Origin of the sequence: Variovorax brevis, from assembly GCF_030317105.1 — a bacterium.
In the GTDB taxonomy this organism is placed as follows: Bacteria; Pseudomonadota; Gammaproteobacteria; order Burkholderiales; family Burkholderiaceae_C; genus Variovorax; species Variovorax brevis.
The window spans coordinates 92770-119654 of sequence record NZ_JASZYG010000008.1 but is presented as its reverse complement, the minus strand read 5'-3'; the positions used below and the strand labels follow the sequence as shown (position 1 = coordinate 119654).

The window sequence follows — 26885 nt, the reverse complement described above, 5'->3', positions numbered from 1 at the left end:
CTGGCACCATTGACTTCGATGACCACCCCCGAGACCGACATCGCCAGCACGGCCACCACGGCCAGCGACGAAGCCGAAGCGCCGCCCACGCGCGGCCGCTCGCGCAAGTACACGCAGGTGCTGGCCGTGATCTACCAGGCGGCGATCGAGGTGTTTGCCAGCGAAGGGCCCAACGGCGCCACGACGCAGGCCATCGCCGACAAGGCGGGGCTGTCGAAGGCGCAGCTGCACTACTACATCGACAGCAAGGAAGCGCTGTACCGCCAGGTGCTGCAGGACATCATCGACGACTGGATCGGGGTGTTCGGTTTCAGCGACGAGGCCTTCGGCGCCAGGCGCGTGCTCTCGGACCTGATCCGGCGCAAGATGATGTTCTCCTTCGAGCAGCCGCTGCGCTCGCGCATCTTCGCCGCGGAGATGATGCGCGGCGCACCGGAGTTGCGGCCGATGATGGAGCAGGCGAGCAAGCGCCGCACCGAGCAGGCGACCGCCGTGATCCGCAACTGGATGAACCAGGGTCAGATGGGGCCGGTCGATCCGCTGCTGTTCCTGTTTCACCTGTGGGCGGTGACGCAGTTCTATGCCGACCATGCGGCGCAGGTGACTTACTTTCGGGAAGGCTCGCTCGAAGAGCCCAGGGAGCGCGAATACCTGATCGAGCAGGTGACGGACTTCCTGCTGCGCGGCGCCGGGGTCAAGTGAAGACCAGGCCCAGCAGCCCTTTGGCATCGACGAACCGGCTCGGGTCGTAGCTTTCTTCCAGTACGCCCACCAGGCGCCGCCGCACGCGCTCGCTCCGGCTGGCGCGCCAGACCAGCAGGTCGGCCATCCACGGGCGTTCGTTGATGCGATTGGCTTGCGCGTAGGTGGCAAAGCGCGGCTTGAGCGCCGTCAATGCGCTTTCATACCGGGCGCGCACCGCGCCGTCGTCTTGCAGTGCCGCCTCGCAGAGCGCCTGCGCCGCGAGCATGCCGGTTTCCAGCGCTTTGCCGATGCCTTCGCCCGTCAGCAGGTAAGTGCTGCCCGCCGCTTCACCCGCGACCAGCAATCCGGGACGCGACCAACGCGAGCCGTCGAGCGAGCAACGCAAGGGCGCGCCCTTGAGTTCGCCCTGCAACACACCGCCTTGCATCAACTCGCGCGCCGGGGCATACACCTGCACGAAGTCGGCGAAGAGTTCGCGCAAGCCCGGCTCGCGTGCCGCTGCCGGCCCCTGCGCATGTGCTCGGCCGTGCGTGAGGCCCACGCCGACATTGAACACGCCACGCCCGCACGGAAAGATCCATCCATAGCCGCGGCGCAGGCCGCGGTGCCAGACGATTTCGAGGCTGTTGATGCGCGCGGCCATCGCGTCGTTCCGGACGTAGGCTCGAAGCGCGACGCCGCTCGGCGCGCGTCGCTCGCACATGCCCGCCGCGATCAGCGCCGGCGAATCCGCGCCGGTGGCGAGCACGGTCCAGTGCGCCCGCAGTTCATGGTGCTGGCCATTCGACAGGTGCAGGCGTGCACCGATCACGCGGTCGTCGGCATCGAGCAGCGCCGCCTCGAAGCGCGCAGGCGCAAGCCACGCAGCGCCGGCCGCCATCGCCGCGCGGCGAAGGATGTCATCGAGTTCGCGTCGCGGCAGCACCGCCAAGCGGCCGGGCACCTCGACCCTTCCGCCACGCGGTGCGATGCACGCGATGTGCGCTGAAGGCGCAGCGCGCGCCAGCACGTCGTCGAGCACGCCGAGCCGAGCCAGCGCGTGGTGCGCATCGGGGATGAGCGCATCGCCGCAGACCTTGTCGCGCGGAAAGTCCTGCCGGTCGCACAGCACCACGCTCAGGCCCGCGCGCGCCAGCCGCTGCGCGCAGGCGCTGCCGGCCGGACCCGCACCGACCACGAGCACATCGCACGAGACGGGAACAGAATGCGTTGTCGTCGTCACATCGCAAAAAGCATTGCCGCGCTGGCGCCTATTCTGGCAGCGCCGCCGCCCGCGCGCACGGAGGTCGATCATGCAAAACCGCCCGCCGACCCGCACCTGGAAACGATGGCTCGGAGTCGTCGTCGTCCTGGCTCTTCTGGGGGTGGTGCTGTTCCTGCCGATCAAGGCCGGCGTCACGCGGATCGTCACCGAGGCAGACATCGCGCGCCCGCCGGCCGACGTGTTCGCCTACGTCACGACGCCGGGCAACTGGCCGAAGTGGCACCCTTCGTCGCTCGCCGTCAGCGGCGCGGTGGACCATCCGCTGCAAATGGGCGAGGCCGTCGTCGAGGACTATCTGGTGGCCGGCAGGAAAGGCACGGTGACGTGGACCGTCACCGCGCGCGAGCCCGGCCGCCTGTGGCGCATCGCCGGGCAGATCAACGGCCACGATGCCGGCGTCGTCAGCTATTCACTGACCGCCACGCCGACGGGCACGCACTACGTGCGCGAGTTCAGCTACGGCGCGCCCAACCTGATGTTCGCCTTCCTGAACGCGGTCAGCGTGCGGCAGCAGGTCGAAAACGAATCGGCGCAGGCGGTGCGCCAGCTGAAGGCGATTCTCGAAGCAGGGCGCTGAATGCTCAGTCGACGGGCAAGTACATCGTCGCCTCGACCTCGACCAGCACCTCATCGCCGGGCAGGAATCGCGACACCTCCACCACCGTGCTCACCGGCGGTTCGCCCGGATAGAACAGCCCGCGCACGCGGTTGTAGGGCGCGTAGTGGTGCAGGTGGCGGAAGTACTGCACCAGCTTGACCACGTCTTCCATGGTGCCGCCGTGCTCGGCGGCCAGCGTGCGGATGCGCTCCAGCACGAACCAGCTCTGCGCGACGATGGGCGCCTCGAACACGTCGACGGACATTTGCCCCGTCGCGTAGCCCACGCCCTGCAGCGCCGTGCGCGCGATGTCGGGGATGTCGTCGTAGCTGGACACCGCCCGCTTCGTCGCCGGATCGACGGCCACGACACCGCTCATGAAGACAAAGTCGCCGACACGCTTGGCGGCGGCGTAGTTGGCCATTGGTTTGCCCATGCTCATGGCGTGTGGTTCTCCAGGACTTTTCCATTGCGGATCACGGTGCGGCGACGGCCGCGCGCGTCCAGCAGTTCATGTTCGTCGGTGGCTGCGAGCAGCATCAGGTCGGCCGGACAACCCGGCGCGATGCGGCCATCCCACGCGAGGCCCAGCGCGGCGGCGGGGTTCACGGTGATGGTGCCGAGCCAATCGGTCGCCGGCGCCAGGTGCGCCATCTGCACGCCGAGGGCGAAGGTCTCCAGCAGGTCGTAGCTGCCGTAGGGATAGAAGGCGTCCTGCACGTTGTCGGTGGAGAGGCTCGGGTGCAAGCCGTGCTCCTGCGCTTCGCGGATGCGCGTGATGCCGCGCGCCACGGGCGTGCGGTTCCATTCGCCCTGCAGGTAGAGGTTGGTGGTGGGCAGCGAGATCAGGTCGATGCCGGCCTGTGCGCACAGGTCCAGCGTGTCCAGGGCCTGGGCGTCCTCCTGCACCGAGAGCGAACACGCATGGCCGCAGGCGATGCGCCCGTGGATGCCGCGTGCGAGCGCCAGCTGCGCGATGGTGCGCAGCCCCGTGGCATCCACATCCAGCCCTTCGTCGACATGGAAGTCGAGCGCCAGGCCGTACTGCTGCGCCAGGTCGAACACCCGCCCGAGCCGGGACACGATGCCGTCGTTGCGATAGACGAAGGCGCCCAGCACCCCGCCGGCGCGCTGCACCGCTTGCGCAATGCGCTCGCCTGCCTGAGCATCCGCGAACACGTCCAGCGGCGTGAGCGAGACGAACTGCAGTTCCACCCTGCCGTGCCAGGCTTCGCGCAAGCGCTCGAAGGCGGCCAGCGACAGCGGTGCCTGCGGCTCGCGCCAGTCCAGATGGGTGCGCAGAGCGCGCGTGCCGCAGCGCCAGGCATCGCTCGCGGCGCGGTCCATGCGTGCGGCGAAATCCTCACCCGTCCAGTGCGCGGCATGCATTCGCTGGATGGCCGCAAACAGGTCGCCCTGCGCCGCGCCGACTTCGCGCACGGTGTAGTTCTTGTCGATGTGGGTGTGCGCGTCGACCGTGCAACTGATGAGTGTGCCGCGCGCCACCGCATCAGCGGCCGGCTCGATGACGCCCACGTGGTGGTTGACGATCTGGACGTCGAACACATCCGCATCGCCGAGATCCGTGGCGCGCAGGCAGCGCGGAATGCGTACCGATTCGAGTTTCACGCAGCGCCCTGCACCTTTCGCAGCCAGCCGAGGCCGTCCGACGTGCCGCGCGGCGCCGGGCCGCGGGCAGGCCGGTATTCGCAGCCGACCCAGCCTTGCCAACCGCAGGCGGCGGACACTTCGTCGATCACCGCGAAAAGGTAGTCGTGGTTCAGCTCGCCCAGGTCGGGCTCGTGGCGCTGCGGCACGCCCGCGATCTGGAAGTGGCCGACATTGCCGCTGGGCAGGTACTTGCGGATCTTCATCGCCACGTCGCCTTCGACGATCTGGCAGTGGTAGAGGTCCATCTGCACCTTGATGTTCGGTGCGCCGACGGCCCTCACGATCTCGTGCGCGTGGTCCTGGCGGTTCAGGAAGAAGCGCGGAATGTCGCGCGTGTTGATGGGTTCGATGAGCACGTCCTTGCCGGCCTTGGCGGCCTCGGCGGCGGCCCAGCGCAGGTTGTCGATGTAGGTGGGCTGGACGACTTCGCGCTCCACGCCTTCGGGCACGAGGCCGGCCATGAAGTGCACGCGCGGGCAGTCGAGCGCCACGGCGTAGTCGAGCGCCTTGAGCACGCCGTCGCGGAACTCGGCCTCGCGGCCGGGCAGGCAGGCCAAGCCGCGGTCGTTGCCGTCCCAATCGCCGGGCGGGCCGTTGAAGAGCACCTGCTGCAGGCCGTTGTCGGCCAGCCGCGCCTTCAGGTCGCGCTGCGCATAGGCGTAGGGAAAGAGGTATTCGACCGCACGAAAGCCGTCACGCGCGGCGGCCTCGAAGCGGTCCAGGAAATCGAGCTCCGGGTAGAGCATCGAGAGGTTGGCGGCGAATTGGGGCATAGGTCGAATATCTCTCTTACCAGCGGGCGCCGAAGTGGCGGCGCAGTTCTTCGATGTGGTTCGGGGCCAGCGGCGACGCGTCGGGCTTCATCTGCCAGAGTCTCGCGGTTTCCTCGAGTTCCTCCAGCACTGCCATCGCAGCGCCTGGCGTGTCGTGCCAGACGTTGGGGCCCAGGCGCTCGAGCATCACGGCGCGGATGGGCGTGCCCTGTGCGCCGTAGCGCTCGATGGCGCTGGCCACCGCTTCGGCCGCTTCCGGGGCGCCGGGGCGTTCGTACCCGATCACCGGCACGTGGCCGACTTTCATGACGAAATAGGGCGTGAGCGCGGGCAGCAGTTCGGCGCCAGGCGCATCGAGCGTGAGTGCGACGCAATGCGTGGAATGGGTGTGGATCACGCAGCGCGTGTCGGCGTCGAAGCGCGTGGCAGCGGCGTAGATGCGGGCGTGCAATGCGATGGTCTTGCTCGCGCGGTCGCCGCCGACGGGCTGCAACTTGGCATCCAGGCGTGCAAGCCGCGCTGGGTCCAGGAAGCCCAGGCACGCGTCGGTGGGCGTGATGAGGAAGCCGTCGTCCAGCCGCACGCTGATGTTGCCGGCCGTCGCGTGGACATAGCCGCGCTCGAACAGGCTGCGCCCGACCCGGCAGATTTCTTCCCGCGCTTGGCTTTCGTTCATGCAGGAAATGTAAAGGCCTTGGAGAAGAAATCGTCCGTGCCGAAGTTGCCGGATTTCAGGGCGATGCGCACGCCCGCGCCGCCGGCGGCGTTGGCGAACGCATGGCACCAGGGCACGCCGGGATCGATCTGCGGGCCGATCTGCAATTGCGCGATGCCCAAGGCCTGCACGCAGGCACCCGACGTCTCGCCGCCGGCCACCACGAGCTGGCGCACGCCCTGCGCCACGAGGCCGAGCGCGATGGCGGCGATGGTGCGTTCGACCATGGCGCCCGCCGCTTCGACGCCCAGGCGGCCCTGCACCGATTTCACTGCGCTGGATTCGGCGGTGGAATACACCAGCACCGGCCCGGACGCCAGAAGCGGCGCGGCCCAAGCCAGCGCCTCGGCCGCCACGTCGACGCCTTCTGCGATGCGCAGCGGATCGATCGCGAGCGCCGGCCGCCCCGAGCCGATGAAATCCGCCACCTGCCGGTTGGTGGCCAGCGAGCAGCTGCCGGACACCACGGCCTGCCGCCCCGGCGCCGCCGGCAACGCACTGGCCTGCGACGACGGCGCCAGGCCGAAATTGGCCGGCAACCCGATCGCCACGCCCGAGCCCGCCGTCACCAGCGGCATGTCGGCCAGCGCGGGGCCGAGCCGCAGCAGGTCGTCATTCGACACCGCATCGACGATGGCAACGCCCACGCCTTCGGCCTTCAGTTGGGCGACTCGCTCGCGCACCGCCTCGGCGCCGCGCGCCACCACGACGTGGTCGATGAGCCCGACCTTGCGCCGCGTCTGCGCCTGCATCACGCGCACGAGGTTGGCGTCGGTCATCGGCGTCAGCGGGTGGTTCTGCATGCCGCTTTCATTGAGCAGCACGTCGCCCGCGAACAGGTAGCCCTTGAAGACCGTGCGCTTGTTGTCCGGAAAGGCGGGCGTGGCGATGGTGAAGTCGGTTCCCAGCGCGTCCATCAGCGCCTCGGTGACGGGGCCGATGTTGCCTTCAGGCGTGCTGTCGAAGGTGGAGCAATATTTGAAGTAGATCTGTCGCGCGCCCTGTGCCTGAAGCCAGCGCAAGGCATCGAGCGATTGCGCCACGGCTTCGGCCGGTGCAACGGTGCGCGACTTGAGCGCGACCACCACGGCGTCGACCTCGGCGGCGAGCGGCGCAGCCGGCACGCCGATGGTCTGCACCACGCGCATGCCGGCGCGCACGAGGTTGTTGGCCAGGTCGGTGGCGCCGGTGAAGTCGTCGGCGATGCAGCCCAAAACCATGCTCATGACGACGACGCCGGCTTGGTGGGCAACTCGATGCCCGGAAAGATCTTGATCACCGCGCTGTCGTCTTCCTTCGCAAAGCCTGCGGTGGACGCCTGCATGAACATCTGGTGCGCGGTGGATGCGAGCGGCAGCGGAAACTTGCTGGCGCGCGCCGTGTCGAGCACCAGCCCCAGGTCTTTCACGAAGATGTCGACAGCCGAGAGTGGCGTGTAGTCGGCTGCGAGCACGTGCGCCATGCGGTTCTCGAACATCCAGCTGTTGCCGGCGCTGTGCGTGATGACTTCGTAGAGCGCGTCGGGCGCCACGCCTTCGCGCAGGCCCAGCGCCATCGCCTCGGCCGCCGCGGCGATGTGCACGCCGGCCAGCAGCTGGTTGATGATCTTCACCTTGCTGCCCGCGCCTGCGCAGTCGCCCAGGCGGTAGACCTTGCCGGCCATCGCGTCGAGCAGATCGCCGGCCTTGGCGTAGGCCTCGGGTTTGGCGGACGACATCATGGTCATCTGCCCGCTGGCCGCCTTGGCGGCGCCACCGGAAATGGGTGCGTCGATGTAGTGGATGCCGGCGGCATGGAGGCGTGCTTCAAGCGCGATGGACCAGTTGGGATCGACGGTGGAGCACATCACGAACACGCTGCCGGGCTTCATGGCCGCGGCCGCGCCGTTGTCGCCGAAAAGCACCGACTCGGTCTGCTGCGCGTTGACCACCACGCTCACCACGAGATCGCATTGCGCGGCCACTTCGGCGGGGCTGGCGTGCGCGACGCCGCCGTCCTGCGCAAAGCTTGCCGCGGCACCGGGTCGTGCGTCGCACACATGCATCTCGTAGCCGGCGCGGCGCAGCGTGGCGGCGATGCCCGCGCCCATGGCGCCCAACCCGATGAGTCCTGCTTTTTTCATGTGGATTCCTGAAGGATGGCTGCCATCATAGAAACGCCACCGATCGGCCTGCAGCAGGATTACCCGCCATGCGTGGCCAGTGGCTTATTTTGCGCGCCTGCGGCTCAGGTCGAAGACCGACGGAACACGCGGCGCCGACGCGGCCTTGCGCCGGGCCGCGGCTTTCTGCCGCTGCACCCACGCGATGTGGTCCACCAGCTTCTTGCGCAGGCGGCGCAGGGCTTCGATTTCGGCGTCGACAGCGACGATGCGCCGATCGAACTCCTCGCGCAGGTCGTCGAAGCGCAGGGTGCCTGCGCGGTAGCGCGGCAGCCAGTCCTGCAGTTGCGCAAGGGAGAAGCCGAGTTCGCGCGCCATCGACACGAAGATCACGTCGCGCACCGCACGCGCCTCGAACTCGCGGTAGCCCGAAGGCTTGCGCGTGGCCTTGAGCAGGCCGATTTCCTCGTAGCGTCGCAGACGATGAACCGATACGCCGGTGGCAAGCGAGAGCTCCGAGACCTTCATTGGCTCTGTGGCAAGGCGTCTTCGACGGTGTACCAAGGCGCCTTGCACGCCACATGGACATGTCGCTGCCCTGTCGCGGGTAACGGCGTGTCAAGCGTGCCGAGGGCCATCGACGATGAATCAGCCATGCACGACCTCCGCGCGAGTGTTGAATGCGCGGCGATCTTAGTACCGCGCAAGGTCTACGGCTTGTCGCCCTCGCGTCGCTCCTGGCCGAGTTTTTCCATCATCTTTTCGCCTTCTTCATCCTTGCCATCGCTGGGAATGGACTCTTCCTGGGTGATCTCGGGCTCTTCTTTCGCGCCGCTTCCGGGTGAAGGCGCCTGGGGCTTGGAGGTGGGGGCTTGCATGCGGTGCTCCTGGGTGTGAGTGAGCCTCACGCTATGGCCGAGCGCGGCAGCTGACCTACAGGCCACCACGCAGAACGCGTGTCAGCGGGAACCGACGGCACTTGATTTCCTGCCGATTCCACAACTCGCTCCCACGCGGTATTGACGGGCCGCACCCGTTGACCGCTATCGCGGAAACACAGCCCCTGAAGCCGACAGCATGAAGTTGATCGGCACTTCGCGCCAGGTGATGGTGCCGTCGTCCTTGAGCGGCTTGAATTGCCACTTGCGCACCGCCGCGACGGCCGCGTCGTCGAGCCGGACGTAGCCACTGGACTTCTTGACCTCCACCCGCGTCGGCCGCCCGTCCGGGCCGGTGAGCACGTGCAGCAGGACCTGCCCTTGCTCGCCATTGACCCGTGATTCCGCCGGGTAGGGAGGCGCGGCGTTGGGTGTGGCTGGCTTCCAGTCATCGGTGGCGCCAGGTTGCTTTGCGTCGCTGGCGCAGCCGGCACTCAAGAGCGCTGCCGCAAGCCCCGCGCATAGAGCACCTGCGACGCTGATTCGTCCTGTTCGCCGACCCGAGAAACCGAGCATGTTGTCTCCTCAAAAAGCTGCCGAAGTCCACTCACTGCCGCGCTGCATGCACGGCGCGCCGCGAGTATAGGGGCCGCCATTTGCGCCATTTGCGCGACTTGCGCCACTCGCGCCGCCTGCGCCCTGCGCGACACCACGCACAACCCTCGCACAGTGCGAGGGTCGATAGCCTGCCGCTTCACTTTCCGGAGCTTCGCAAATGACCCCCCACATCGCTTTCCTGCGCAACGCCGTGCTCGCCATGCCCATGGCGAAAACGCTTCAGCTATCGTTCCTGCGCATCGAGCCTGGACACGTCGAGCTGGAAATGCCCGTGCTCGATGCCTTCTGTTTTCGGCCGGGACAGCTTCAGGCGACCGCCGTCTTCGCCATCGCGGACTTCGCCGCCGTGGCCGCTGCCGGCACGCTGCTGGAACCGGGCTGGATCAACGCCACCATCGACGGCACGCTCAAGCTCGTGGCGCCGGCCCGCGGCACCCATCTGCGCGCCCGTGGCCGCGTGGTCGATGCCGCCCGATTGCTGACGGTGTGCGCGGCGGACGTCTACGCAGTGGATGGCACGGCAGAAACGCTGTGCGCGACGCTGCTCGGCACGGCGCGAAACATCGACGGCTCGAGGCACTGAGCAACGCCAGTCGACACCAGCCCGCGTCACGGCGCCTCTGGCCGTCCGGCGTCCAACTGCCCGGCGGGTTGAGGGGATCGTCAGCGCGCCGACGACTTTCCGGCGCTCCGTTGCGCCCTCGCGCGACCGGCGTTACGCGGCGACGCTTCTTCCCCCTCCGCTTCCACCAAGGCGCGCAGACGCACGATAGCCTCATCCCACTGCCCCGAAATCTGGTCGAGGTACCGGCGCGCTTGCGCCAGCCGAGCGGCCTCGAGTTCCCAGACGCGCTCGCGGCCCGAACGACCGCTGCGCACGAGCCCCACGCCCTCCAGCGCCAGAAGATGCTTGGTGATAGCCTGGCGCGACACCCCGCCGCCCTCGGTCAGCCGGACGATCGACTGCGGTCCCGCATTGCACAGCCGGGCGACGATCTGCAGGCGGGTGGCATCGCCCAGGGCCGCAAAGAGCGGTGCAGCGCCGTCGAGGCTGCCGCCCGAAAGACTACGCATCCGGCTGCAACGCCAGGTACTTCGCGATGAGTTGAGCCTGGTGCGTCCAGCCGCCGTCGTTGGCGGCAAAGGCCTTGGCGCGGCGTTCAAGCGGTATCTGATCAAAGCCTGATTCGGATATGACCAGCAACGTGCCCCCGGGTGCGTCCGAAAGCTCGAACACGATGAGCGTCGTGGGTTCCTGGCTGTAGTCCACGCCCGGCTCGATGGCGAAGGGATGCCAGCGGAAAGAGATCAAGCGCATCGGTTCGATGGCGACCACCGAAAACTCGAAGGGCATGCCGGTGTGTGGCTCCTGCATCTTCGCGACTTCGGGATCCACGGTCGTGGGGGTGATCCTGCCCGTGAGTTTCGCGCCTGCCGTGAAAGGCGCGTCGAAGCGGACGCCGAACCAGCTGCCGAACTGGCTGGCGTCGCTGATGGCACGCCACACACGCTCGCGCGATGCCTTCAGGACCACTCTCTTTTCAATGCGATCTGTGCTCATGAGCAACCTCCGGGTTGCGTATTTGTAGCACCCACCACGTCGTCACGCAACCCATGGGTTGCGCAGTCCAATGTGCATCATGCGCCGGTGTGCTTCAGAATTGCGCGATCACGCAATGCGGAAGGAATGCGATGTCCAGGCTTCGAGTCCAAAGTTTCTCGCTCTCCATCGACGGCTATGGCGCAGGTCCGCGCCAGGACCTGCAGAACCCGCTGGGCGTGCGCGGGCCGGAAATGATGGAGTGGGTCTTCCACACGCGCATGTTCAGGGCGATGCACGGCCAGGGCGAAGGCGGCGAGACGGGCATCGACAACCGCATCGCGGAACAAGGCTTTGCCAACATCGGCGCGTGGATCCTCGGCCGCAACATGTTCGGCCCCGTGCGCGGCCCCTAGCCCGACGACGACTGGAAGGGTTGGTGGGGGGACGAGCCGCCCTACCACACGCCGGTCTTCGTGTTGACGCACCATCCGCGCGCACCGCTGGCCATGGCGGGCGGCACCGAATTCCGCTTTGTCACGCAGGGCATCCACGCCGCGCTGGAGCAGGCGCGCGAGGCGGCCGGTGGGCGTGACGTCCGACTCGGAGGCGGCGTCGCGACGGTTCGGCAGTATCTGGCGGCGGGCCTCGTCGACGAAGTGCATCTCGCCATGCCGCCGGTGCTGCTGGGATCGGGCGAGCATCTTTTTCAGGGAATGGACCTGTCCGCACTCGGCTACGAAGCCACGGAGGCCGTGGCCGGCGAGCGGGCCAACCACGTCTTCCTGCGCAAGCGGGCCTGAGCTGCGCAGCAAGCACTGACTGGCGCCGCACTATCGGCGGCGGCACTCAACCCAATGCGCGGCGTGCAGCGTTCGCGACGCTCTCGGCATCGACGTGGAAAAACTTGCGCAGCGCCGCGCGCGTGTCGCTGCGACCAAAGCCATCGGTGCCCAGCGTGATGTAGCGGCGTCCCTGCGGCAGGAACGCGCGGACGCTTTCCGGCACCGCGCGCACATAGTCGGTCGCCGCGACGATGGGTGCTTCGGGCGATGTGCCCAACTGTTGCGCGATGAAGGCCGTGCCGGGTTCCGCGTCGCCCTGCAATGCACGCGCTTCACAAGCCTGCCCATCACGCGCCAGCTCGCTCCAGCTCGTGACGCTGAAGACCTCGGCATCGATGCCTTCTTCAACCAGCATCCGGGCGGCCTTGATGACTTCGTTGAGGATGGCACCGGAGCCCAGCAGCGTCACCCTTTTGGCGCCTTCCGCTCCGGACCCATAAGCCCCGAAGCGATAGCAGCCACGCAGCACGTCCGCCTGCGCACCGGACGGCAAATCCGGCTGCGCGTAGTTCTCGTTCATGAGCGTGACGTAGTAGAAAACGTCCTTCTGCTCCACCACCATTTCGCGAATGCCCGCATCCACGATGACGGCCATCTCGCCCGCGAAGGCCGGGTCGTAGGCCTTGCAGTTGGGAATGGTCGCGGCCACGAGGTGGCTGCTGCCGTCCTGATGCTGCAAGCCCTCGCCGCCGAGCGTGGTGCGGCCCGAGGTCGCACCGAGCAGGAAGCCACGCGAGCGCTGGTCGGCAGCAGCCCAGATCGCATCGCCCACGCGCTGGAAGCCGAACATCGAGTAGTAGATGTAGAAGGGCAGCATCGCCATGCCGTGCACGCTGTAGCTCGTGGCTGCGGCCGTCCAGCTCGCGATGGCGCCGGCTTCGCTGATGCCCTCTTCCAGTATTTGACCGTCGGTGGCTTCGCGATAGCTCAGCACCGAGCCGATGTCTTCCGGTGCGTAGCGCTGGCCCACGCTGGAATAGATGCCGACCTGCTTGAAGAGATTGGCCATGCCGAAGGTGCGTGCCTCGTCCGCCACGATGGGCACGATGCGCGGGCCCAGGGCAGGGTCTTTCATGAGGTTGCCGAGCATGCGCACGAAGGCCATCGTGGTGCTCATCTCCTTTCCGTTGGCCGCGACGGCAAATTGCGCGTAGCTTTCGATGTCGGGCTTGGGCACCACGTCGCAATGGGTGTCGCGGCGCGGCATGCTGCCACCGAGCGCGGCGCGCCGCTCATGCAGGTAGCGCATCTCGGGGCTGTCGTCGGCCGGCTTGTAGAAGGCGAGCGAGGTCGCCTGCTCATCGCTGAGCGGCAGGTTGAAGCGGTTGCGAAACGCGATCACGTCGCTGTCGTCCAGCTTCTTTTGCGAGTGCGTGGTCATCTTGCCCTGGCCGGCGCTGCCCATGCCGTAGCCCTTCTTCGTGTGGGCAAGGATGACGGTGGGTTGTCCGCGATGCGCAGCGGCTGCGGCATAGGCGGCGTGAATCTTCACGATGTCGTGTCCGCCGCGCTTCAGGCGGTCGATCTGTTCGTCCGTCATGCCTTGTGCAAGGCGGGCCAGCGCCTCGTTCTGGCCGAAGAAGTTGTCGCGGTTGAAGCGGCCGTCCTTCGCCGCGAAGGTCTGCATCTGGCCGTCGACGGTGTCGGCGAAGGCGCGCGCCAATGCGCCCGTGGTGTCGCGCGCAAAGAGGCCATCCCAGTCACTGCCCCACACGAGCTTGATGACGTTCCAGCCCGCGCCCGCAAAGAGCTTTTCCAGCTCGTCGATGATGCGGCCGTTGCCACGCACCGGACCATCGAGGCGCTGCAGATTGCAGTTGACCACCCATACGAGGTTGTCCAGCTTTTCGCGCGCGGCAAGGGTGAGCGCGCTCATCGATTCGGGCTCGTCCATTTCGCCGTCGCCGAACACGCCCCAGACTTTCCGGTCTCCGCAATCGAGCAGGTTGCGGTGTGTGAGGTAGCGCATGAAGCGCGCGTGATAGATCGAGCTGATCGGCCCGATGCCCATCGAGCCGGTGGGGAACTGCCAGAAGTCCGGCATCAGATAGGGATGCGGATAGCTGCTGAGGCCGCGTGCGCCTTCGGCCACGTCCAGCTCCTGGCGGTAGTGCTTCAGGTCGTCTTCGCTCAGGCGCCCTTCGAGAAAGGCGCGTGCGTAAACGCCCGGTGCGCTGTGCGGCTGGAAGAAGACGAGGTCACCGCCATGCTGGCCTTCGCCTGCATGAAAGAAGTGGTTGAAGCCCACCTCGAACAAGTCCGCCGCACTCGCATAGCTGGCGATGTGGCCGCCGAGTTCTCCGTAGGCCTGGTTGGCGCGCACCACCATGGCCAATGCGTTCCAGCGCATGAGCGAGCCGATGCGCTCCTCGATGGCGAGGTCGCCGGGGAATACGGGCTGCGCATCGACCGCAATCGTGTTGACGTACGGCGTCGACAGTTCGGGCTGCCATCCGATGCGGCGCTCGCGCGCGAGGCGGGCGAGTTCCTCGAGCATCCAGCGTGCGCGCTGGGGGCCTTGCGCGTCGACCAGCGCGGCAAAGGCTTCGCGCCATTCGGCGGTCTCCTGCGGGTCGGGGTCGTGCGAGGACATGTCGAGCAAGGTGCGCAAATGTCCGGGAGTGATCGGGGCGTTCATGACCCGCACTTTAGGCCGTCGCGCGCAGAATCGGGTGCGGATGCGGGATCTTTGACGGTGCCTCGACAGCATAATCTGCCGCAATTCCCCCGATTTACGGAATGCCATGAAGCTCGATGCCATCGACCTGCGAATCCTCGATGAATTGCAGCGCGACGGCGCGCTCGCCAACGTCGAGTTGGCACGCCGGATCGGCCTTTCTCCGTCGCCCTGCCTGGCGCGCGTGAAGGCGCTGGAAGCCGCGGGGGTCATCGACCGCTATGTCGCCATTGCCAATGCGACGGCGCTGGGCTTGGGCCTGAACGTGTTCATCTCCATCAGCCTGACCTCGCAAAGCAAGGCCTCGCTCGCTGCGTTCGAGCAACGCATTGCCGAGCACGACGAAGTGATGGAGTGCTACCTGATGACCGGCGACAGCGACTACCTGATCCGCGTGGCCGTCGCGGACATTGCCGCGCTGGAGAAGTTCATCCTCGAACAGCTCACGCCCATCGAGGGCATCGAGAAGATCCGCTCGAGCTTTGCCCTCAAGCAGGTGCGCTACAAGACGGCGCTGCCCTTGCCGGCAACGCCGTCTTCCTGACGAGACTCAGCCCTTCAGCGAAGGCTGGATCGGATCGGCCGTGAGATAGCCCACCGCCGCGCTGTAGCGGTTGTTGTAGTTGGCGCGGACCAGCGGATCGAGCGTGGCCTGCACCTTGGCATGCAGCGAGCTCCAGTCGCCGGGGTGCTGGAAGTTGCTCATGATGTAGGTCCAGCCGTTGAGTTCATCGACGGCATGCAGGCCGGTCGATTCCGCACCGGCCGGCGTGGACATCACGCGCGACAGCGTCTTCGTGTCCACGTTGTAGGCCCACAGGAAGTTGTTGACGTGGTTGCCGCTGTCCTCGCCGATGAACAGGGTGCGCATCTGCTCCGAGAACTTGAGGTTGTCCGGGCTCGCCACCTTGTCAGCGTTGGCGGTGTTGCCCAGCGCGTCGGCGGCGACGTCTTCGCCGACCAGCAGCATCTGGCTCGACGCCGGCACCCATTCACTCACGATGGCGGCGCCGGTGGTGTCGGTGCGTCCGCCGCCCATCTTGTGCGCCAGCACGCCGCCAGCCTTCAGCGCCTTGGGCAATGCGATGTTGGTGTCGGCATACCAACCCTTGCCGCCGGAGACCATCGAGTCCTGGATGTTGGCGAGCGCCGAGTACGCCACCTTGTCCTTCACGTTGACGGTCGTGCCTTCCATCTTGGTGAAGGCCATGCTGCCGCCCTTGAGCGCGGCGTAGCGATGGGTTTCCAGGAAGGCCGCGGCCAGTTCCTGCCCGGGCACGACCTTGACCCAGTTGGCGACGCCGCCGAAAAAGATCTTCGTGAAGCTGGCGTCCAGCGGGTCGGCGGTGCGCACGTCCATGATGTCCGTGGGCTGCAGCGTGTTGGCCAGCACCTCGATCTCGGCACTGGTGGCGTGGCCGAGCTTGATCCAGTTCATGTTCGCCGCGGCGGCGGCCGGGTCGAGCGACAGGCCCGCGTCGTAGTGCGCCACGTAGAGCGTGCCGGCCGACAGGTCTTTCTCCTTGTCGGCCACGAACATGAAGAGGCCGCCGTTGGTGGCGTCATCGCCCATCAGCACCGTGCGGTTGTCAGGCATCACCTGCACCAGTTCGTGCGAGATGCGGCCCAGGCCATAGTGCTTCGTCACGCTGCCGGTGCCATCGGGGTTCACGGTGATCTCGGGCAGGTGGCCGTAGTGGTAAGGCCGCGCGGTCGTTTCGTCGCCGAAGGTGTTCTTGCTGAACGCCTTGAACTGCGCGCTGCTGGCCGCGGTGAAGGCATCGGGCTCGTACTCTTCGCTCGACAGGTGCGTGTTCCACGGCGAAAGGCTTGCGCCGCAGGTGATCCACAGGCCATGCGCACTCGACATGTCGACATTGTGGTACTTCACCAGCGTGAGCTTGCCGGTCGTCGGGTCCTGGTCGAGCGTGAGCACGGCGATGGGTGAAGGCAGCGTGCCGTAGGTGTCGGCGCCGCTCAGGTCGCGCGAGTTGTATTCGAACTGCACCACGGCGAACACCGCCTTGCCCTTGATGCCCGGCACGGTCGGGTTGGCCAGCGACAACAGCGAGGTGCCGTCCGGGCTGTCGGAGAAGAACTGGCGCTCCTGCCCGGCCACCGACTTGTCGATGATGGGCTGGTTCTGAGCGTCGAAGTAGCCGCCCGCAAGCACAGTGCCGCCCTTGCCATCCGGCACCTTGTCGCCGGTGAGGAAGAAGGGGTGGTAGGCGAGCTTGTATTCCTTGCTGCTGCCGTCGTCGAAGCTCACCTTGAGGGTGGAGCCGACCGTTGTCGTGGCCATCGCCGCGGCGTCCGCAAGGCTCGGTGCGGCCATGTTCGAGAAGGTGGCCGAGACGTAGTTGGGCTTGGCCGAAGCAGGCGCGGGTGCAGGCGCCGGGGCGGGCGCTGCAGCGTTGCTGCCGCCACCGCAGGCGGTGAGCAATGCGGCGCCGCCAAGGGGCAGCAGGGGTGCGGTGAACAGCTTGAGCGCCTGGCGACGCGAGGCACGGAATTCGATCACGGATTCAGACATGTGGGGTTCTGCTTGTTGGACTCAGGAGGCCCGAACCTTAGAAAGCCCACATGACGCAGGCATGCAATCCGCGTGAAGGAACGATGACTGTGCCGGCTCGACAACAGCGGGCCGTTGAAGCTCGGTCCGCGCAGGACGTGTTTGCAGTCTCCTCAGTTGGCCGCAGCCTTGGGCCACAGCGCCCAAAGGCGCAAAGGTTGATTCACAGCGGACGCGAGCCGCCCCGCCTCCGCGCCCGTCCCGGCGAAATAGTCTGCGCGAACGGCGCCCAGAATGGCGCTGCCCGTGTCCTGGGCCACCACCAGCTTCTGCAACTGCACGGCCGGTCCGCTGGAAGCGAGCCAGACCGGTGTGCCATAGGGAATGCTGTCGCGATCGACCGCAATCGAACGTCCAGCGGTCAAGGGCACGCCTTGCGCTCCCCGGGGGCCTGAAGCGGCGTCGACTTCGTTCAGCGGCTCCTCGCGAAAGAACACGTAGCGCGGATTGCTCCACAGCAGTTGCGACACACGCTGCGGGTTCTGCGCCACCCAGGCCTTGGTCGCATCGGGCCACGGGTTGATGCGTGTCACGCCCTGGCTCAGCAACCACTGGTTGACGCTGCGATAAGGCTGGTCGTTCGATCCCGCAAAGGCCACGCGCACCGTGCGCTTCGAACCATCGGGCTCGGTGATGCGCAGCCGCCCCGTGCCCTGGATGTGCAGCATCAATGCATCGATGGGGTCGGACAGCCACGCGATCTCGCGGCCGCGCAAGGCGGCTTGTGCTTCAGGAAGCGTATCGATCTCCTGGCGCGTGTACCAAGGCCTGCGCTGCGCCGCGGCTGCAGGCATCTGATAGAGCGCGACGTTGTTGGTGGCCGTGGGCCGCCGCGTCGCATCGAACACCGGTTCGTAGTAGCTGGTGAGCTGGCCATCGACCTGACCCGCCAGCGACTCGATGCGATACGGCTGCAGGCGCTGCGTCATCCACACACGCTGCTCGTTGGCGTCCGCGAGCGACAGCTGCCGCACCTCGCCGCACAAGGGTGCGAATGCGGCGTTGGGACGCGCGCAATTGGAGACCAGCGCGGCCCAGCCTTCGTGCAAGGGGTCATCGCTGAAGCCTGGCAGCTCGCCCCATGTCACAGGCACCCATCGGCTCTTGGGATGCGTGAGCGAGCCCGTGAGCGGCGGCAGTGCGGGACGCGCGTCAACGGGTGGCTGTGCCACGGGCACGTCGATGGGCCGCGGGCTCGTCGCGCAACCTGCCAGCGCAGCTAACATCACCAGCCCCGACCACCACAGGAGTCCATTTCTCATGGGTTTGATTTTGCTTGAAGCGCTCGGTGCATTGGTCGTGCTGATCCTCATCGTCTGGTGGACCATGTTTTCCGGTCGCAAGGGCGGTGAGCCGGACCATGCCGACGAAGCGGATGACAGCGCGTCGCGCGAGGCAACGAATCGCAAGGATTGACAGCACGTGTGACTCGTGCGCATTCCGGTGTAGGCCATCACGCCGAATCACTTTCATGGGCTCATTGCGGCCCTTTGCGTCAACATAATCAGCGCACTGAACGTTCAGCACGCTCTTAGTTTCGCGAAAGGGAACATCATGAAAAAACTTATTGCAACGGCCGCATCTGTCGCCATTCTGTTAACCGGTTGCGCCAGCGGTGGCATGACCGAAACGCAAAAGACCACGGGCATCGGCGCAGGCGCCGGCGCTCTGGCCGGCGCGGCCATCGGCTCGTTGACCGGCGGCAATCGTGAGTCGATTGCAGCAGGTGCCGCACTGGGTGCTGCTGCAGGCGCCGCGGGTGGCTACTTCTGGTCGCAGCGCATGGAGAACCAGAAGAAGCAGATGGAACAGGTCACGCAAGGCACGGGTGTTGCCGTCACGCAGACGGCCAACAACGAACTCAAGCTGCAAATCCCGAGCGACGTCTCCTTCGACGTGGGTCGCTCCAACATCAAGCCGAACTTCGCACCGATCCTTGATCAGTTCGCCAATGGCTTGCGCAACAACCCGAACGCGGACGTGCGCATCATCGGCTACACCGACAGCACCGGCACCGACGCCATCAACAACCCCCTGTCGATGGACCGTGCCGCCAGCACACGCGACTATCTCGTCGCCAAGGGCGTAAAGACGACCGCCATCCGCATCGAAGGCCGCGGCTCGCGCGAGGCCATCGCCGACAACGGCACCGATGCAGGCCGCGCGCAAAACCGCCGCGTTGAAATCTACGTGGGCGAGCGTCCGCAGGGCTGATGCTTCATGCGTGGCGCCGGGACGCTCTGACGTTCAGGCGCCACGAAGCAGATTGGCCAGTTCAACGGCCGATTTCACATCCATCTTGTCGAACACGCGTGCGCGGTGAACTTCCACCGTGCGCACGCTGATGTTCAACTGGTCGGCAATGAGTTTGTTGGGCAAGCCCTCGACCACGAGCTTCATCACCAGCCGTTCACGTTCCGTCAACTCGGCCACGCGGCTCGCGATGGTCTGGCGTTCGCGTTGCGCCGCGATGGCCCGCAGGGAGGCACCCAGCGCCTGCTCGATGCGGTCCACCAGCGCGTTGTCCGAGAACGGCTTTTCGCAGAAGTCGAAAGCGCCGCGCTTGACGAGGTCGACCGCCGTCGGCACGTCCGCATGACCCGTCAGGAAGATGACCGGCATGGCGTCGAGAAGGCCACGCTCGGCCAGTCGATCAAACAACACCAGCCCGCTGGTGCCGGGCATGCGCACGTCCAGCAACAGGCAGCGCGGCTGGCTGGGCGTGGCGGGCGATTCTTCTTCCGCCAGCCGTGCCTCGAAAGCCTCCGCGCTCGGAAAGTGTTCGCTCTGCAGGCGCCGTGAGCGCAGCAGCCACGCGAGTGCTTCGCGCACACTGGCGTCGTCGTCCACGATGAAGATCTGTGCGTCGATCAGGGGTTGCATGGGATATGTCTCCAGCGTCAGGGCGCTGCCGGTTCGGACACCGGCAGCGTGAACCGGAATATCGTGCCACGCGGGCGATTGGGACCGTGCAGCAACACGCCGCCGTGCTGTTCGACCACCGTGCGGCACAGGCTCAGGCCAAGCCCCATGCCGTCGCTGCGCGTCGTGAAAAAAGGCGTGAACAGGCGGGCCGCCACCGCATCGTCAATGCCGACGCCGCAGTCCGCCACGGAAAACTCCACCCATCGACGCGCCTCGCCACCCGCGGCACCGGGCGCGGCCAGCGCCGCGCTCAGGCGCAGTTCGCGCCGCTTGATCTCTGGCAGGTCCATGGACTGCATCGCGTTGCGCGCCAGGTTGAGCAGCACCTGCTCCACCAGCGTGCGGTCGCACATCACCGGCGGCAGGCGCGACTCGACATTGACCTCGATGCGCACGCCCAGCTTGTGCGCCTGCAGGTGAACGAGCGGCAACACCGCATCGAAGAGGCCTTGCGCAGAGGACTTCTCGCGCGTGCGGTCGCGGCGGCGCACGAAGTCGTGAACGCTTCGAATCACCTGCCCCGCGCGCCCGGCCTGCTCGGCGATGCGTTGCAGGGCCATGACCAGTTCGGTCATCGTGGTCGCCTGACCGTCTTGCAGCAGATTGAGTGAACCGCTGGCATAACTGGAAATGGCTGCCAGCGGCTGCGTGAGTTCATGGCTGAGCAGTGACGCCATTTCGCCGACGGTGGCGAGGCGCGCACTGGCCTGCAGGCGCTCCTGCGTGGCGCGCGAGAGCTCTTCGACACGGCGCTGTTCGCTGACGTCGAGGAACGCGCTCATCCACCCGGTCTGCACACCGTGCGCGTTGATGAGCGGCGCCTCGAAGATGAGCACCGGAAAGCGCGAGCCGTCCTTGCGCATGAAGACCGACTCGAAGCCTTCGCGCGGCGGCACGTCGCCCGCGAGCCGCGTGGCCTGCCGCATCTGATATTCATGCGCCAGCTCGGTCGGCCAATAGGGCGCGTCGGAAGTGCCACTCGTGAGTTCGTCGGCGCTGAATCCCACCATTTCGCAGAACGCGGGGTTCACGTAGGTGATGCGGCCCTGCAGGTCGCGCGCGCGCAGGCCGGTGATGACCGAATCTTCCATCGCCTTGCGAAAGGCCAGTGCGTCGGCCAGGTCGCTCTCGGCCTTGAGGCGGCGGCGTGTGTCGCTAGCGAGCAGGACCAGCACCGACACCAGCGCGATCGAGATGCCGGTGACCAGGCCGGTGAGCACGTTGGGAAACAGATCGGGCTCCGCACGCCAGCCGTCCATGCGCAACATCATCGCGACGCCGGGCAGGTCGACCAGTTGCTGCGACGTGAACACGCGGGTGCCGCTCCGGCGGGGCGATCCGACCACGGCCAGGCGCGTGCCGTCGACTTCCGACAGCGCCACTTCCTGCCCCCGGCGCAGCGACGGCGCCACGAGTTCGATGAGCGCATCGCGCAGCGAATACACGGCCACCACGACGTTGCCGCCTTCCAGCGGCAGGCACATCTCGATGACCTCCAGGCCTGCGCCTTCGGTCATCACCGCATAGTGGCTTGGCGAGTAGGCGACGCTGGCGAGCTTGCGCGCCGACGCGCAGGCGAGCCCCACGTCGGCCTGCGCGGGCCCCCGACTGGCGGTGTCGAAAAAGCGCGGGTGGTAGGGCGACTCGGCCGTCGCGATGGGGTTCAGCTGACGGTCGCGCAACTCGAGGCGCATCCACTCGCGGTGCCCGCGCAGCAGCGTCTTCGCATGCTCTTCCCACAACTCCTGGTGATGCTGGTCGGCCTGCAGTGCCCGAAGGCTTTGCGCATTGCGCTGCAGGCCGTTGCGCAGGTCGGCCACGGCATCGGCCGTGTCGCGATCGAGCGAGTCCTGCACCTGTTGTATTTCATGCCGCCCGGCGAGCCAGACAACGACGGCCACCAGCAAGAGCACCAGCACCGCCAGCAGCACCCACAGGAACCACCGCTTCCATGCGGCCCGCAGAAACGCCAGCAGGTCGTGGCTCGTACGAAGCGCCAGCAGCGCACGAAAGCCGGCCGTGCCGGGTGGAGCGCCTGCGGCCATCGCTAGTGCCTCACGCGGGGCTGGCTCATGTGTCGACAGGCCCTACAACACACGGTGCGACAGCGCGGGCAACTGCGCCCGCGCGCGCTCCACGTGACGCGCGTCGAGGTCGAACATCACCACGGCTTCATCCGTCGCCTGCTGCGCGACGACCGTGCCCCAGGGATCGACGATGAGCGACTGGCCCCAGGTGTGGCGCCCGTTCTCATGCGTGCCGCCCTGCGCCGGCGCGACGACCCACGCCAGGTTCTCGATGGCGCGGGCGCGCAGCAGCACTTCCCAGTGCGCGGCGCCCGTCGTGCGCGTGAAGGCGCTGGGCACCAGCAGCAGCTCGGCGCCGTCGCGGGCCAGGGCGCGATACAGCTCGGGAAAACGCAGGTCGTAGCACACGCTCATGCCCACGCGCCAACGTTGACCATCGCGCGAAGGCAGATCGAAGGCGACCGGCTTCGTGCCCGGCGTGATGACGCGGCGCTCGTCGTAGTGCTCGGTGCCGTTGTCGAAATAGAAGAGATGGATCTTGTCGTAGCGCGCAACGCATTGGCCTTCGGGCGAGAAGGCGAGCGAGGTGTTGAGCACGTGGTCTTCTTCCTCGCTTTCGAGGGGCAGTGTGCCGCCGACGATCCACATGCCGAATTCGCGCGCCGCATCGCCCAGGAAGGATTGCACGACGCCGCCCTCGGCGTGCTCGCGCAGGGCCAGCTTGTCGGTGTCGCGCCGGCCCATCACGCAGAAGTATTCCGGCAGCACCGCCAGCTCCGCGCCTTCTTCCGCGGCCTGCGCCAGCAGCGAATGCGCGCGCGCAAGATTGGTTGCGCGCTCGATGCTGGACACCATCTGGATGGCTGCGACTTTCATGGTTTGGTCTCCGTTTGTGCTTCCTGCCGTGCGGATGGAACGGGAACATCCAGCGCGGGCCTGCGTGGCATTTTCGTGATCTTCGGGTCGGTCCAGGTCCCGTCGATCTGGAACTCCTGCGTGGCCGCCGCGCTCAGGGGCTTGCGCAAGGCCATCTGCGCCAGGAAGGTCGCCAGGCCGATGGCCGGGTTGATGGCGGTGGCCACCAGCGAAGCCGTGCCGGCGTTGATCTCGGGCACCACGACCACGCGCAGATTCTGCGTCTCGCGCGCAAAGTCTGCTGAGCCGTCCATCAGGGCCGCGGCGTTCACGCCCTTCATCTGCAGGTTGTTCGTGGATGCCACGCCCTTGGCAATGTTGGCATCGCCGCGAATGAAGTCGAAGGCAAAGCCCTCGCTGAACACGTCGCGGAAATCCAGGGTGAGGCGGCGCGGCAGTGCCTGCAGGCTCAGCACGCCCAGCAGCTTGGCAAGGCCCGGATCGGCCTTGAGGAACTGGCCCGTCTCCACATCGATGTGCAGCTTGCCGTCCATGCTCGGATAGTCGATGGAAAAGGGCGAGCCGCGCCAGCCCACGTCGCCTTCGAGGCGGCCGCGTCCGCGCCGCACGACGTCCTTCATGCCGAAGCGGTTGAGCAGGCCGCCCGCATCGCTGATGTCCAGCTTGAAGGTCAAGGAGGTGCGACGGGGCTCGCCGGCGATGCCGTTGGGCGTGGCCCAGGCGCCCAGCGCGGTGAAGCTGCCCTCGGGCACCGTGAGGTTCAGGCGGTTCAGCCGCCATTCGCGCGTGGGGCCACCACGGTTCACCGCTTCGATCTCGGCGCGGCCGAGCCGCTTGCCGAGCAGCTCGAAGTCATCGACCACGATGTCCAGCGCCGGCAGCGAAGCCGACTGCTCGTCGAGCAGCGACTCGACTTCCGACGCCTCGCCGCGCGCAATCTTCAGGCGCGCCAGCCGCGCGTGCAGCCGTCCGGCCTGTGCCTGGCCGTACTCGATGTAGCCGCTGAGTTCGTCCGAGTCGACATTGGCGCGCCACACCGTACCTTCGCGGCTGCCGCCGAGCACAACGTTGTTGAGCCGGCGGCCGGCAAAGCGAAGCTCTTGCGCACGCACGGCGATGGCGCTGGGCAGATAGGGCGAGGCATCGTCGCTGGCGGTACCCGCAGGAACGTTGGTCGCGACGCCGGTGGTTTCGCTGAAGGCCGCCTTCCAGGCGCCCACGTCGAAACGCGCAAGGTTGATGTTGGCCAGCACGCCGCGCTCGGGCGAGACGACGGTTTCGCCCGTCGCCAGGCCCACGCCGATGCCGCCGTTGACGATGCGCTCCTGTGGCCCCGAGATGTCGCGCAGCCACGTGGCCGAGGCCATGCGCCCCAGGTCGAAGGAGAGGCGGTCCTGCACGCGTTCCTGCGTGCTGGCTTTCTCGCGCAGCACGATCTTCTTTTCAAGACGCAGCGCCATCACGTCTTCGGCCGGCTTGATGAGGGGCGCCGGCAGTTGCAAGGCCAGCCCCTGCAGGCTGCTGGTCACCAGGAACTCCGAAACACCGTCGCGCAAGCTGAAGTCGGCCGTGTAGGCCGTGCTGCCATTCATCTTGCGGGCCAGGCGCGACAGCCAGCCCACTTCGCGCACCGCACGCAGTCCTTCGGCGCTCACGATGCCCTGCGCGTGAAAGCCCAGGTCGTGGCTGGTGCCGGCGTAGCGGCCCTTGCCGTCGATGCGCATGTCGCCACCGGCCAGCCGCGCCCGCAGCGCCGTCAGGCTGAAGCCGCTTTCGGTGAAGTTCAGAACGCCCTTGGCCTGCGTGAAAGCGGGGATGTCGGGGGCGATCTGCAGTTCGTTGTCGTTCAGCGTGATGCTGGCCTGCACCTTGGCCTTGTCCGGCGTCTCCAGCGGCAGGTCGAGGCGCAGCCGGTAGTCCGCATTGCCGGTGGCGCGGGCATGGGCCGCGATGTCGCTGGCCTGCCCCGCCAGCGGCGCGCCCGCCCGAAGCACTTCCGCCAGCGGCCCGCTGGCCTGCGCATCGACCTTGAGCAGCGGCGTGCGGTGCGACATGTCGGCGATCTCGGCCTCGCCCTTGGTGATCTCGATGCCCTGTGCGCCGGCCAGGCGGGCGCGGGCGTTGCGAACCTGCATGCCGGCGCGCTCGAAGATGAGTTCCGCCGACGCGCCCGTCAGCGCGGGCCACGTCGGCTGCGCCGCGCCACTTCCGCCGTTGGCGCCGCTGACGTGGGGAACGTAGGCATAGGTCACGTCCGACACCTTGGCCACGATGCGGAAGGTGCCTTGCCGCGGGTCCATGAAGGGCATGTCGAACAGGTCGCCCTTCACGCGGAAGTCCACGCTGCTGGCCACCCCTTTGGTGATGGCTTCGTGGACATAGTCGCGCGTGTGCTGGGGGATGTGAAGCGGCAGGTACCTGAACACGCGGGTGCCGTCGGCGCGCGTGAGCTTGCCCTCCAGGTCGAGCACGCCGGGAAAGCGGTCGCGGCTCGGCGAGGTGGCGGCGTCGCTGGTGCGCCAGGTCATCTTTGCTTCGCCCTGTGCGTCCGGATTGGCAAAGCGAAGGTTCGACAGTTGCACTTGCGTCTTGTCGCCGTCGAATTTCCATTGGGCGCGCGTCGAGAGTTCATCGATGGGCACGACCGGGTTCTCGAACACGCCCGGCAGGTCCAGCGCGCCCTTGGCGATCGCCAGGGTGGCGTTGCCGCCGTCCTGCGAGGCCTCGAATTCGACAGTCGCGCCCGACACACCCGGCTTGCCGACCGCACCGGCATGGTCGCCGGGTTCCGAGGCGAGGGACATGCCGCTCACCTTGCCGCGTGCGTCGTAGTGGGTGGGCGATTCCATGGCGCCGTCCCACGACATCTCGATCTTCTCGACCAGTCCGCGGGGCGCGCGCGCACCGAGTTCGCGGTGCAGCGTGTCGCCAAGCGGCAGCCGGTTGGCGATCTGCGCGAGCATGGCCAGGTCGAGCTTGTCGGCACGGAAGGCGCCGCGTTCGACCGCTCGTCCGGTGGGGAGCGTGTGCTTGAACCACAGGTTGCCGCCCGGCCAGCGCACACCGTCGCTGGTGTTGAACTGCAGGTTGGTGGTCGAGAACTCGAGGGTGTTGTCGATCTTGCTGGCGGCCAGGCGGCCCGTGACGGCGCGCAGCGCCAGAGGCTCGAGCTTCTCGTTGATCGACACGTCGATGGCGTCCAGTCCCAGGTCGACCACACCCGAAACGAGCCGGCCCTTGCGCACGTCGCCCCAGGCGCGCAGTGCGCCGCTGCCTTGCCGCACGACCACATCCAGCGACACATAGCTGCCGATGCGGCTCACGTCGACGTGCGGAAGGTCGGCGTAAATCTGGCCGTCCCATTCATGCCAGTTGCCGCTGCGCACCGACAGCAAGGGCTGGCGGAACTCGCCGCGGATGGCAAGGCGCTCGCCCCAGCCCTGTGGCGGCGTGGCCTCCAGCGCCAGTTCATGAGTGCGGCCGCGGTTGCGTGCGGTGAAGTGCACCTCGGTGAGCAACAGCGGCGGCGCGGCGCGGCGCTCATCGGTCCAGCGCACGGTGCCGCCTTCAACGACGACCTCGCGCTGCGAGAAGATCCAGTCCGCACCGCGCGATTCACCGCTGGTCTCGGTCGACATGTCCAGCCCGGCGATATGGATTTTGCCCAGCGCGTCAAGCCGCACCTCCACTTCGGGCCGTTCGATGAAGAGGCGCTCGAAGCTCAGGCGCCACATCGAGCGCGGCGAGAAGCCGGCAACCACGCGGCCCAAGCGCAATGCATCTCGATTCTGGGCGTCGTGCAGCACGACGTCGCGCAGCTCGAAGGTGGGAAAGAAACTGCCCAGCAGACCCTCCGACTTCGCCGTGATTGCGCCAATCGTCACGGGAACCCCGATGGAGCGCGTGGCCTGCGCTTCCAGCACCCCACGGTATTCGCCGATTCGCGGCACAATCCAGCCGTGTAGGACAACAACCACAAGTGCGAACAAGAGCCATGCTGCGACCAGCAGACCCAGCAGCCAGCGCGCCGTCACAGCGGTGATCTTGAGCAGACGTGAAGGGGAGGACGCCGTGACATTCATTGAGGATCGCGCTGTGCC

Annotated in this window: 25 protein-coding genes and 1 pseudogene; 7 read left to right on the top strand and 19 right to left on the bottom strand. The window is 67.0% G+C overall.

From position 1 onward, the window contains the following. Window positions 1–18 precede the first annotated feature (18 nt). Window positions 19–702, top strand: coding sequence for a TetR family transcriptional regulator C-terminal domain-containing protein (locus tag QTI66_RS24445; RefSeq protein WP_286562626.1), 684 nt, complete (start codon window positions 19–21; stop codon window positions 700–702). On the opposite strand, the gene QTI66_RS24440 is transcribed toward QTI66_RS24445, so the two are convergent. Next, complete coding sequence (locus tag QTI66_RS24440) at window positions 695–1927, bottom strand: geranylgeranyl reductase family protein (protein WP_286562624.1); 1233 nt, start codon at window positions 1925–1927, stop codon at window positions 695–697. The two genes, QTI66_RS24445 and QTI66_RS24440, sit on opposite strands and share 8 nt — an antisense overlap. Window positions 1928–1997: 70 nt before the next feature. Here QTI66_RS24440 and QTI66_RS24435 point away from each other — a divergent pair, with 70 nt between their 5' ends. Continuing rightward, window positions 1998–2546 carry an SRPBCC family protein gene (locus tag QTI66_RS24435; protein ID WP_286562622.1) on the top strand — a complete coding sequence of 183 codons (549 nt, stop codon included), beginning with the start codon at window positions 1998–2000 and terminating at the stop codon, window positions 2544–2546. A 4-nt stretch (window positions 2547–2550) separates the two neighbouring features. Here the strand turns inward: QTI66_RS24435 and QTI66_RS24430 are convergent, their stop codons facing one another. From QTI66_RS24430 to QTI66_RS24390, 9 genes are all read right to left on the bottom strand, one after another. Further along, entirely contained in the window at window positions 2551–3009 is a 459-nt protein-coding gene (locus QTI66_RS24430; protein WP_286562621.1) for a RidA family protein, read from the bottom strand. After that, the gene (locus tag QTI66_RS24425; protein WP_286562619.1) at window positions 3006–4196 is read right to left on the bottom strand and encodes an amidohydrolase family protein; all 1191 of its coding nucleotides are present in this window, start codon (window positions 4194–4196) and stop codon (window positions 3006–3008) included. Before QTI66_RS24425 ends, QTI66_RS24430 begins: the two co-directional genes overlap by 4 nt. Beyond that, window positions 4193–5011, bottom strand: coding sequence for a 2-oxo-tetronate isomerase (otnI, locus tag QTI66_RS24420; RefSeq protein ID WP_286562618.1), 819 nt, complete (start codon window positions 5009–5011; stop codon window positions 4193–4195). Before otnI ends, QTI66_RS24425 begins: the two co-directional genes overlap by 4 nt. Window positions 5012–5027: 16 nt before the next feature. After that, window positions 5028–5687: a class II aldolase/adducin family protein gene (locus tag QTI66_RS24415; RefSeq protein ID WP_286562617.1), complete on the bottom strand. Its 660-nt coding sequence runs from the start codon at window positions 5685–5687 to the stop codon at window positions 5028–5030. Then, window positions 5684–6952: a 3-oxo-tetronate kinase gene (otnK, locus tag QTI66_RS24410; protein ID WP_286562616.1), complete on the bottom strand. Its 1269-nt coding sequence runs from the start codon at window positions 6950–6952 to the stop codon at window positions 5684–5686. The genes QTI66_RS24415 and otnK overlap by 4 nt, the downstream gene beginning before the upstream one ends. Next, the gene (gene ltnD, locus QTI66_RS24405) at window positions 6949–7902 is read right to left on the bottom strand and encodes an L-threonate dehydrogenase (protein WP_286562945.1); all 954 of its coding nucleotides are present in this window, start codon (window positions 7900–7902) and stop codon (window positions 6949–6951) included. Before ltnD ends, otnK begins: the two co-directional genes overlap by 4 nt. 30 nt (window positions 7903–7932) lie before the next feature. Next, window positions 7933–8355: a MerR family transcriptional regulator gene (locus QTI66_RS24400; RefSeq protein WP_286562615.1), complete on the bottom strand. Its 423-nt coding sequence runs from the start codon at window positions 8353–8355 to the stop codon at window positions 7933–7935. Between the two features lie 182 nt (window positions 8356–8537). Then, entirely contained in the window at window positions 8538–8705 is a 168-nt protein-coding gene (locus QTI66_RS24395) for a hypothetical protein (RefSeq protein WP_286562614.1), read from the bottom strand. 165 nt (window positions 8706–8870) lie between these two features. After that, window positions 8871–9281, bottom strand: a complete 411-nt coding sequence (locus tag QTI66_RS24390) for an energy transducer TonB (RefSeq protein WP_286562613.1) — start codon at window positions 9279–9281, stop codon at window positions 8871–8873. Between the two features lie 199 nt (window positions 9282–9480). On the opposite strand from QTI66_RS24390, the gene QTI66_RS24385 reads away from it, so the two are divergent. After that, on the top strand, window positions 9481–9906 hold the full coding sequence (locus tag QTI66_RS24385) for a PaaI family thioesterase (RefSeq protein WP_286562612.1): 426 nt from the start codon (window positions 9481–9483) through the stop codon (window positions 9904–9906). 80 nt (window positions 9907–9986) lie between these two features. On the opposite strand, the gene QTI66_RS24380 is transcribed toward QTI66_RS24385, so the two are convergent. Continuing rightward, complete coding sequence (locus QTI66_RS24380; protein WP_286562608.1) at window positions 9987–10397, bottom strand: ArsR/SmtB family transcription factor; 411 nt, start codon at window positions 10395–10397, stop codon at window positions 9987–9989. Further along, a complete protein-coding gene (locus QTI66_RS24375) occupies window positions 10390–10884 on the bottom strand; it encodes an SRPBCC family protein (RefSeq protein WP_444815041.1) in 495 nt (164 codons plus the stop codon). The genes QTI66_RS24380 and QTI66_RS24375 overlap by 8 nt, the downstream gene beginning before the upstream one ends. Before the next feature lie 131 nt (window positions 10885–11015). Here QTI66_RS24375 and QTI66_RS24370 point away from each other — a divergent pair. After that, window positions 11016–11666 (top strand): annotated as a pseudogene (locus QTI66_RS24370) (dihydrofolate reductase family protein). A gap of 46 nt (window positions 11667–11712) precedes the next feature. Here QTI66_RS24370 and mdeB read toward each other — a convergent pair. Then, window positions 11713–14346, bottom strand: coding sequence for an alpha-ketoglutarate dehydrogenase (mdeB, locus tag QTI66_RS24365; protein ID WP_286562606.1), 2634 nt, complete (start codon window positions 14344–14346; stop codon window positions 11713–11715). A gap of 106 nt (window positions 14347–14452) precedes the next feature. On the opposite strand from mdeB, the gene QTI66_RS24360 reads away from it, so the two are divergent. Then, complete coding sequence (locus QTI66_RS24360) at window positions 14453–14929, top strand: Lrp/AsnC family transcriptional regulator (RefSeq protein ID WP_286562605.1); 477 nt, start codon at window positions 14453–14455, stop codon at window positions 14927–14929. 6 nt (window positions 14930–14935) lie between these two features. Here the strand turns inward: QTI66_RS24360 and QTI66_RS24355 are convergent, their stop codons facing one another. Further along, the gene (locus QTI66_RS24355; protein WP_286562603.1) at window positions 14936–16918 is read right to left on the bottom strand and encodes a PhoX family protein; all 1983 of its coding nucleotides are present in this window, start codon (window positions 16916–16918) and stop codon (window positions 14936–14938) included. 152 nt (window positions 16919–17070) lie between these two features. Beyond that, window positions 17071–18219 (bottom strand): murein transglycosylase A, encoded by a 1149-nt coding sequence (gene mltA / locus QTI66_RS24350; protein WP_286562602.1) that lies wholly within the window; start codon window positions 18217–18219, stop codon window positions 17071–17073. Between mltA and QTI66_RS24345 the strand changes: the two genes are divergently transcribed. Then, a complete protein-coding gene (locus tag QTI66_RS24345) occupies window positions 18218–18373 on the top strand; it encodes a hypothetical protein (RefSeq protein WP_286562601.1) in 156 nt (51 codons plus the stop codon). The genes mltA and QTI66_RS24345 overlap by 2 nt on opposite strands. Window positions 18374–18511: 138 nt before the next feature. Further along, entirely contained in the window at window positions 18512–19171 is a 660-nt protein-coding gene (locus QTI66_RS24340) for a YiaD family glycine zipper/OmpA-like lipoprotein (protein WP_286562600.1), read from the top strand. Between the two features lie 33 nt (window positions 19172–19204). Here QTI66_RS24340 and QTI66_RS24335 read toward each other — a convergent pair whose 3' ends face one another. The 4 genes from QTI66_RS24335 to QTI66_RS24320 are packed head-to-tail and all read right to left on the bottom strand — an operon-like array spanning window position 19205 to window position 26867. Continuing rightward, window positions 19205–19840 (bottom strand): response regulator transcription factor, encoded by a 636-nt coding sequence (locus QTI66_RS24335; protein WP_286562599.1) that lies wholly within the window; start codon window positions 19838–19840, stop codon window positions 19205–19207. Between the two features lie 17 nt (window positions 19841–19857). Beyond that, window positions 19858–21927, bottom strand: a complete 2070-nt coding sequence (locus QTI66_RS24330; protein WP_286562597.1) for a sensor histidine kinase — start codon at window positions 21925–21927, stop codon at window positions 19858–19860. Between the two features lie 42 nt (window positions 21928–21969). Then, window positions 21970–22785 carry a carbon-nitrogen hydrolase family protein gene (locus tag QTI66_RS24325; RefSeq protein ID WP_286562596.1) on the bottom strand — a complete coding sequence of 272 codons (816 nt, stop codon included), beginning with the start codon at window positions 22783–22785 and terminating at the stop codon, window positions 21970–21972. Further along, on the bottom strand, window positions 22782–26867 hold the full coding sequence (locus QTI66_RS24320; RefSeq protein ID WP_286562595.1) for a YhdP family protein: 4086 nt from the start codon (window positions 26865–26867) through the stop codon (window positions 22782–22784). The genes QTI66_RS24325 and QTI66_RS24320 overlap by 4 nt, the downstream gene beginning before the upstream one ends. Window positions 26868–26885 lie beyond the last annotated feature (18 nt).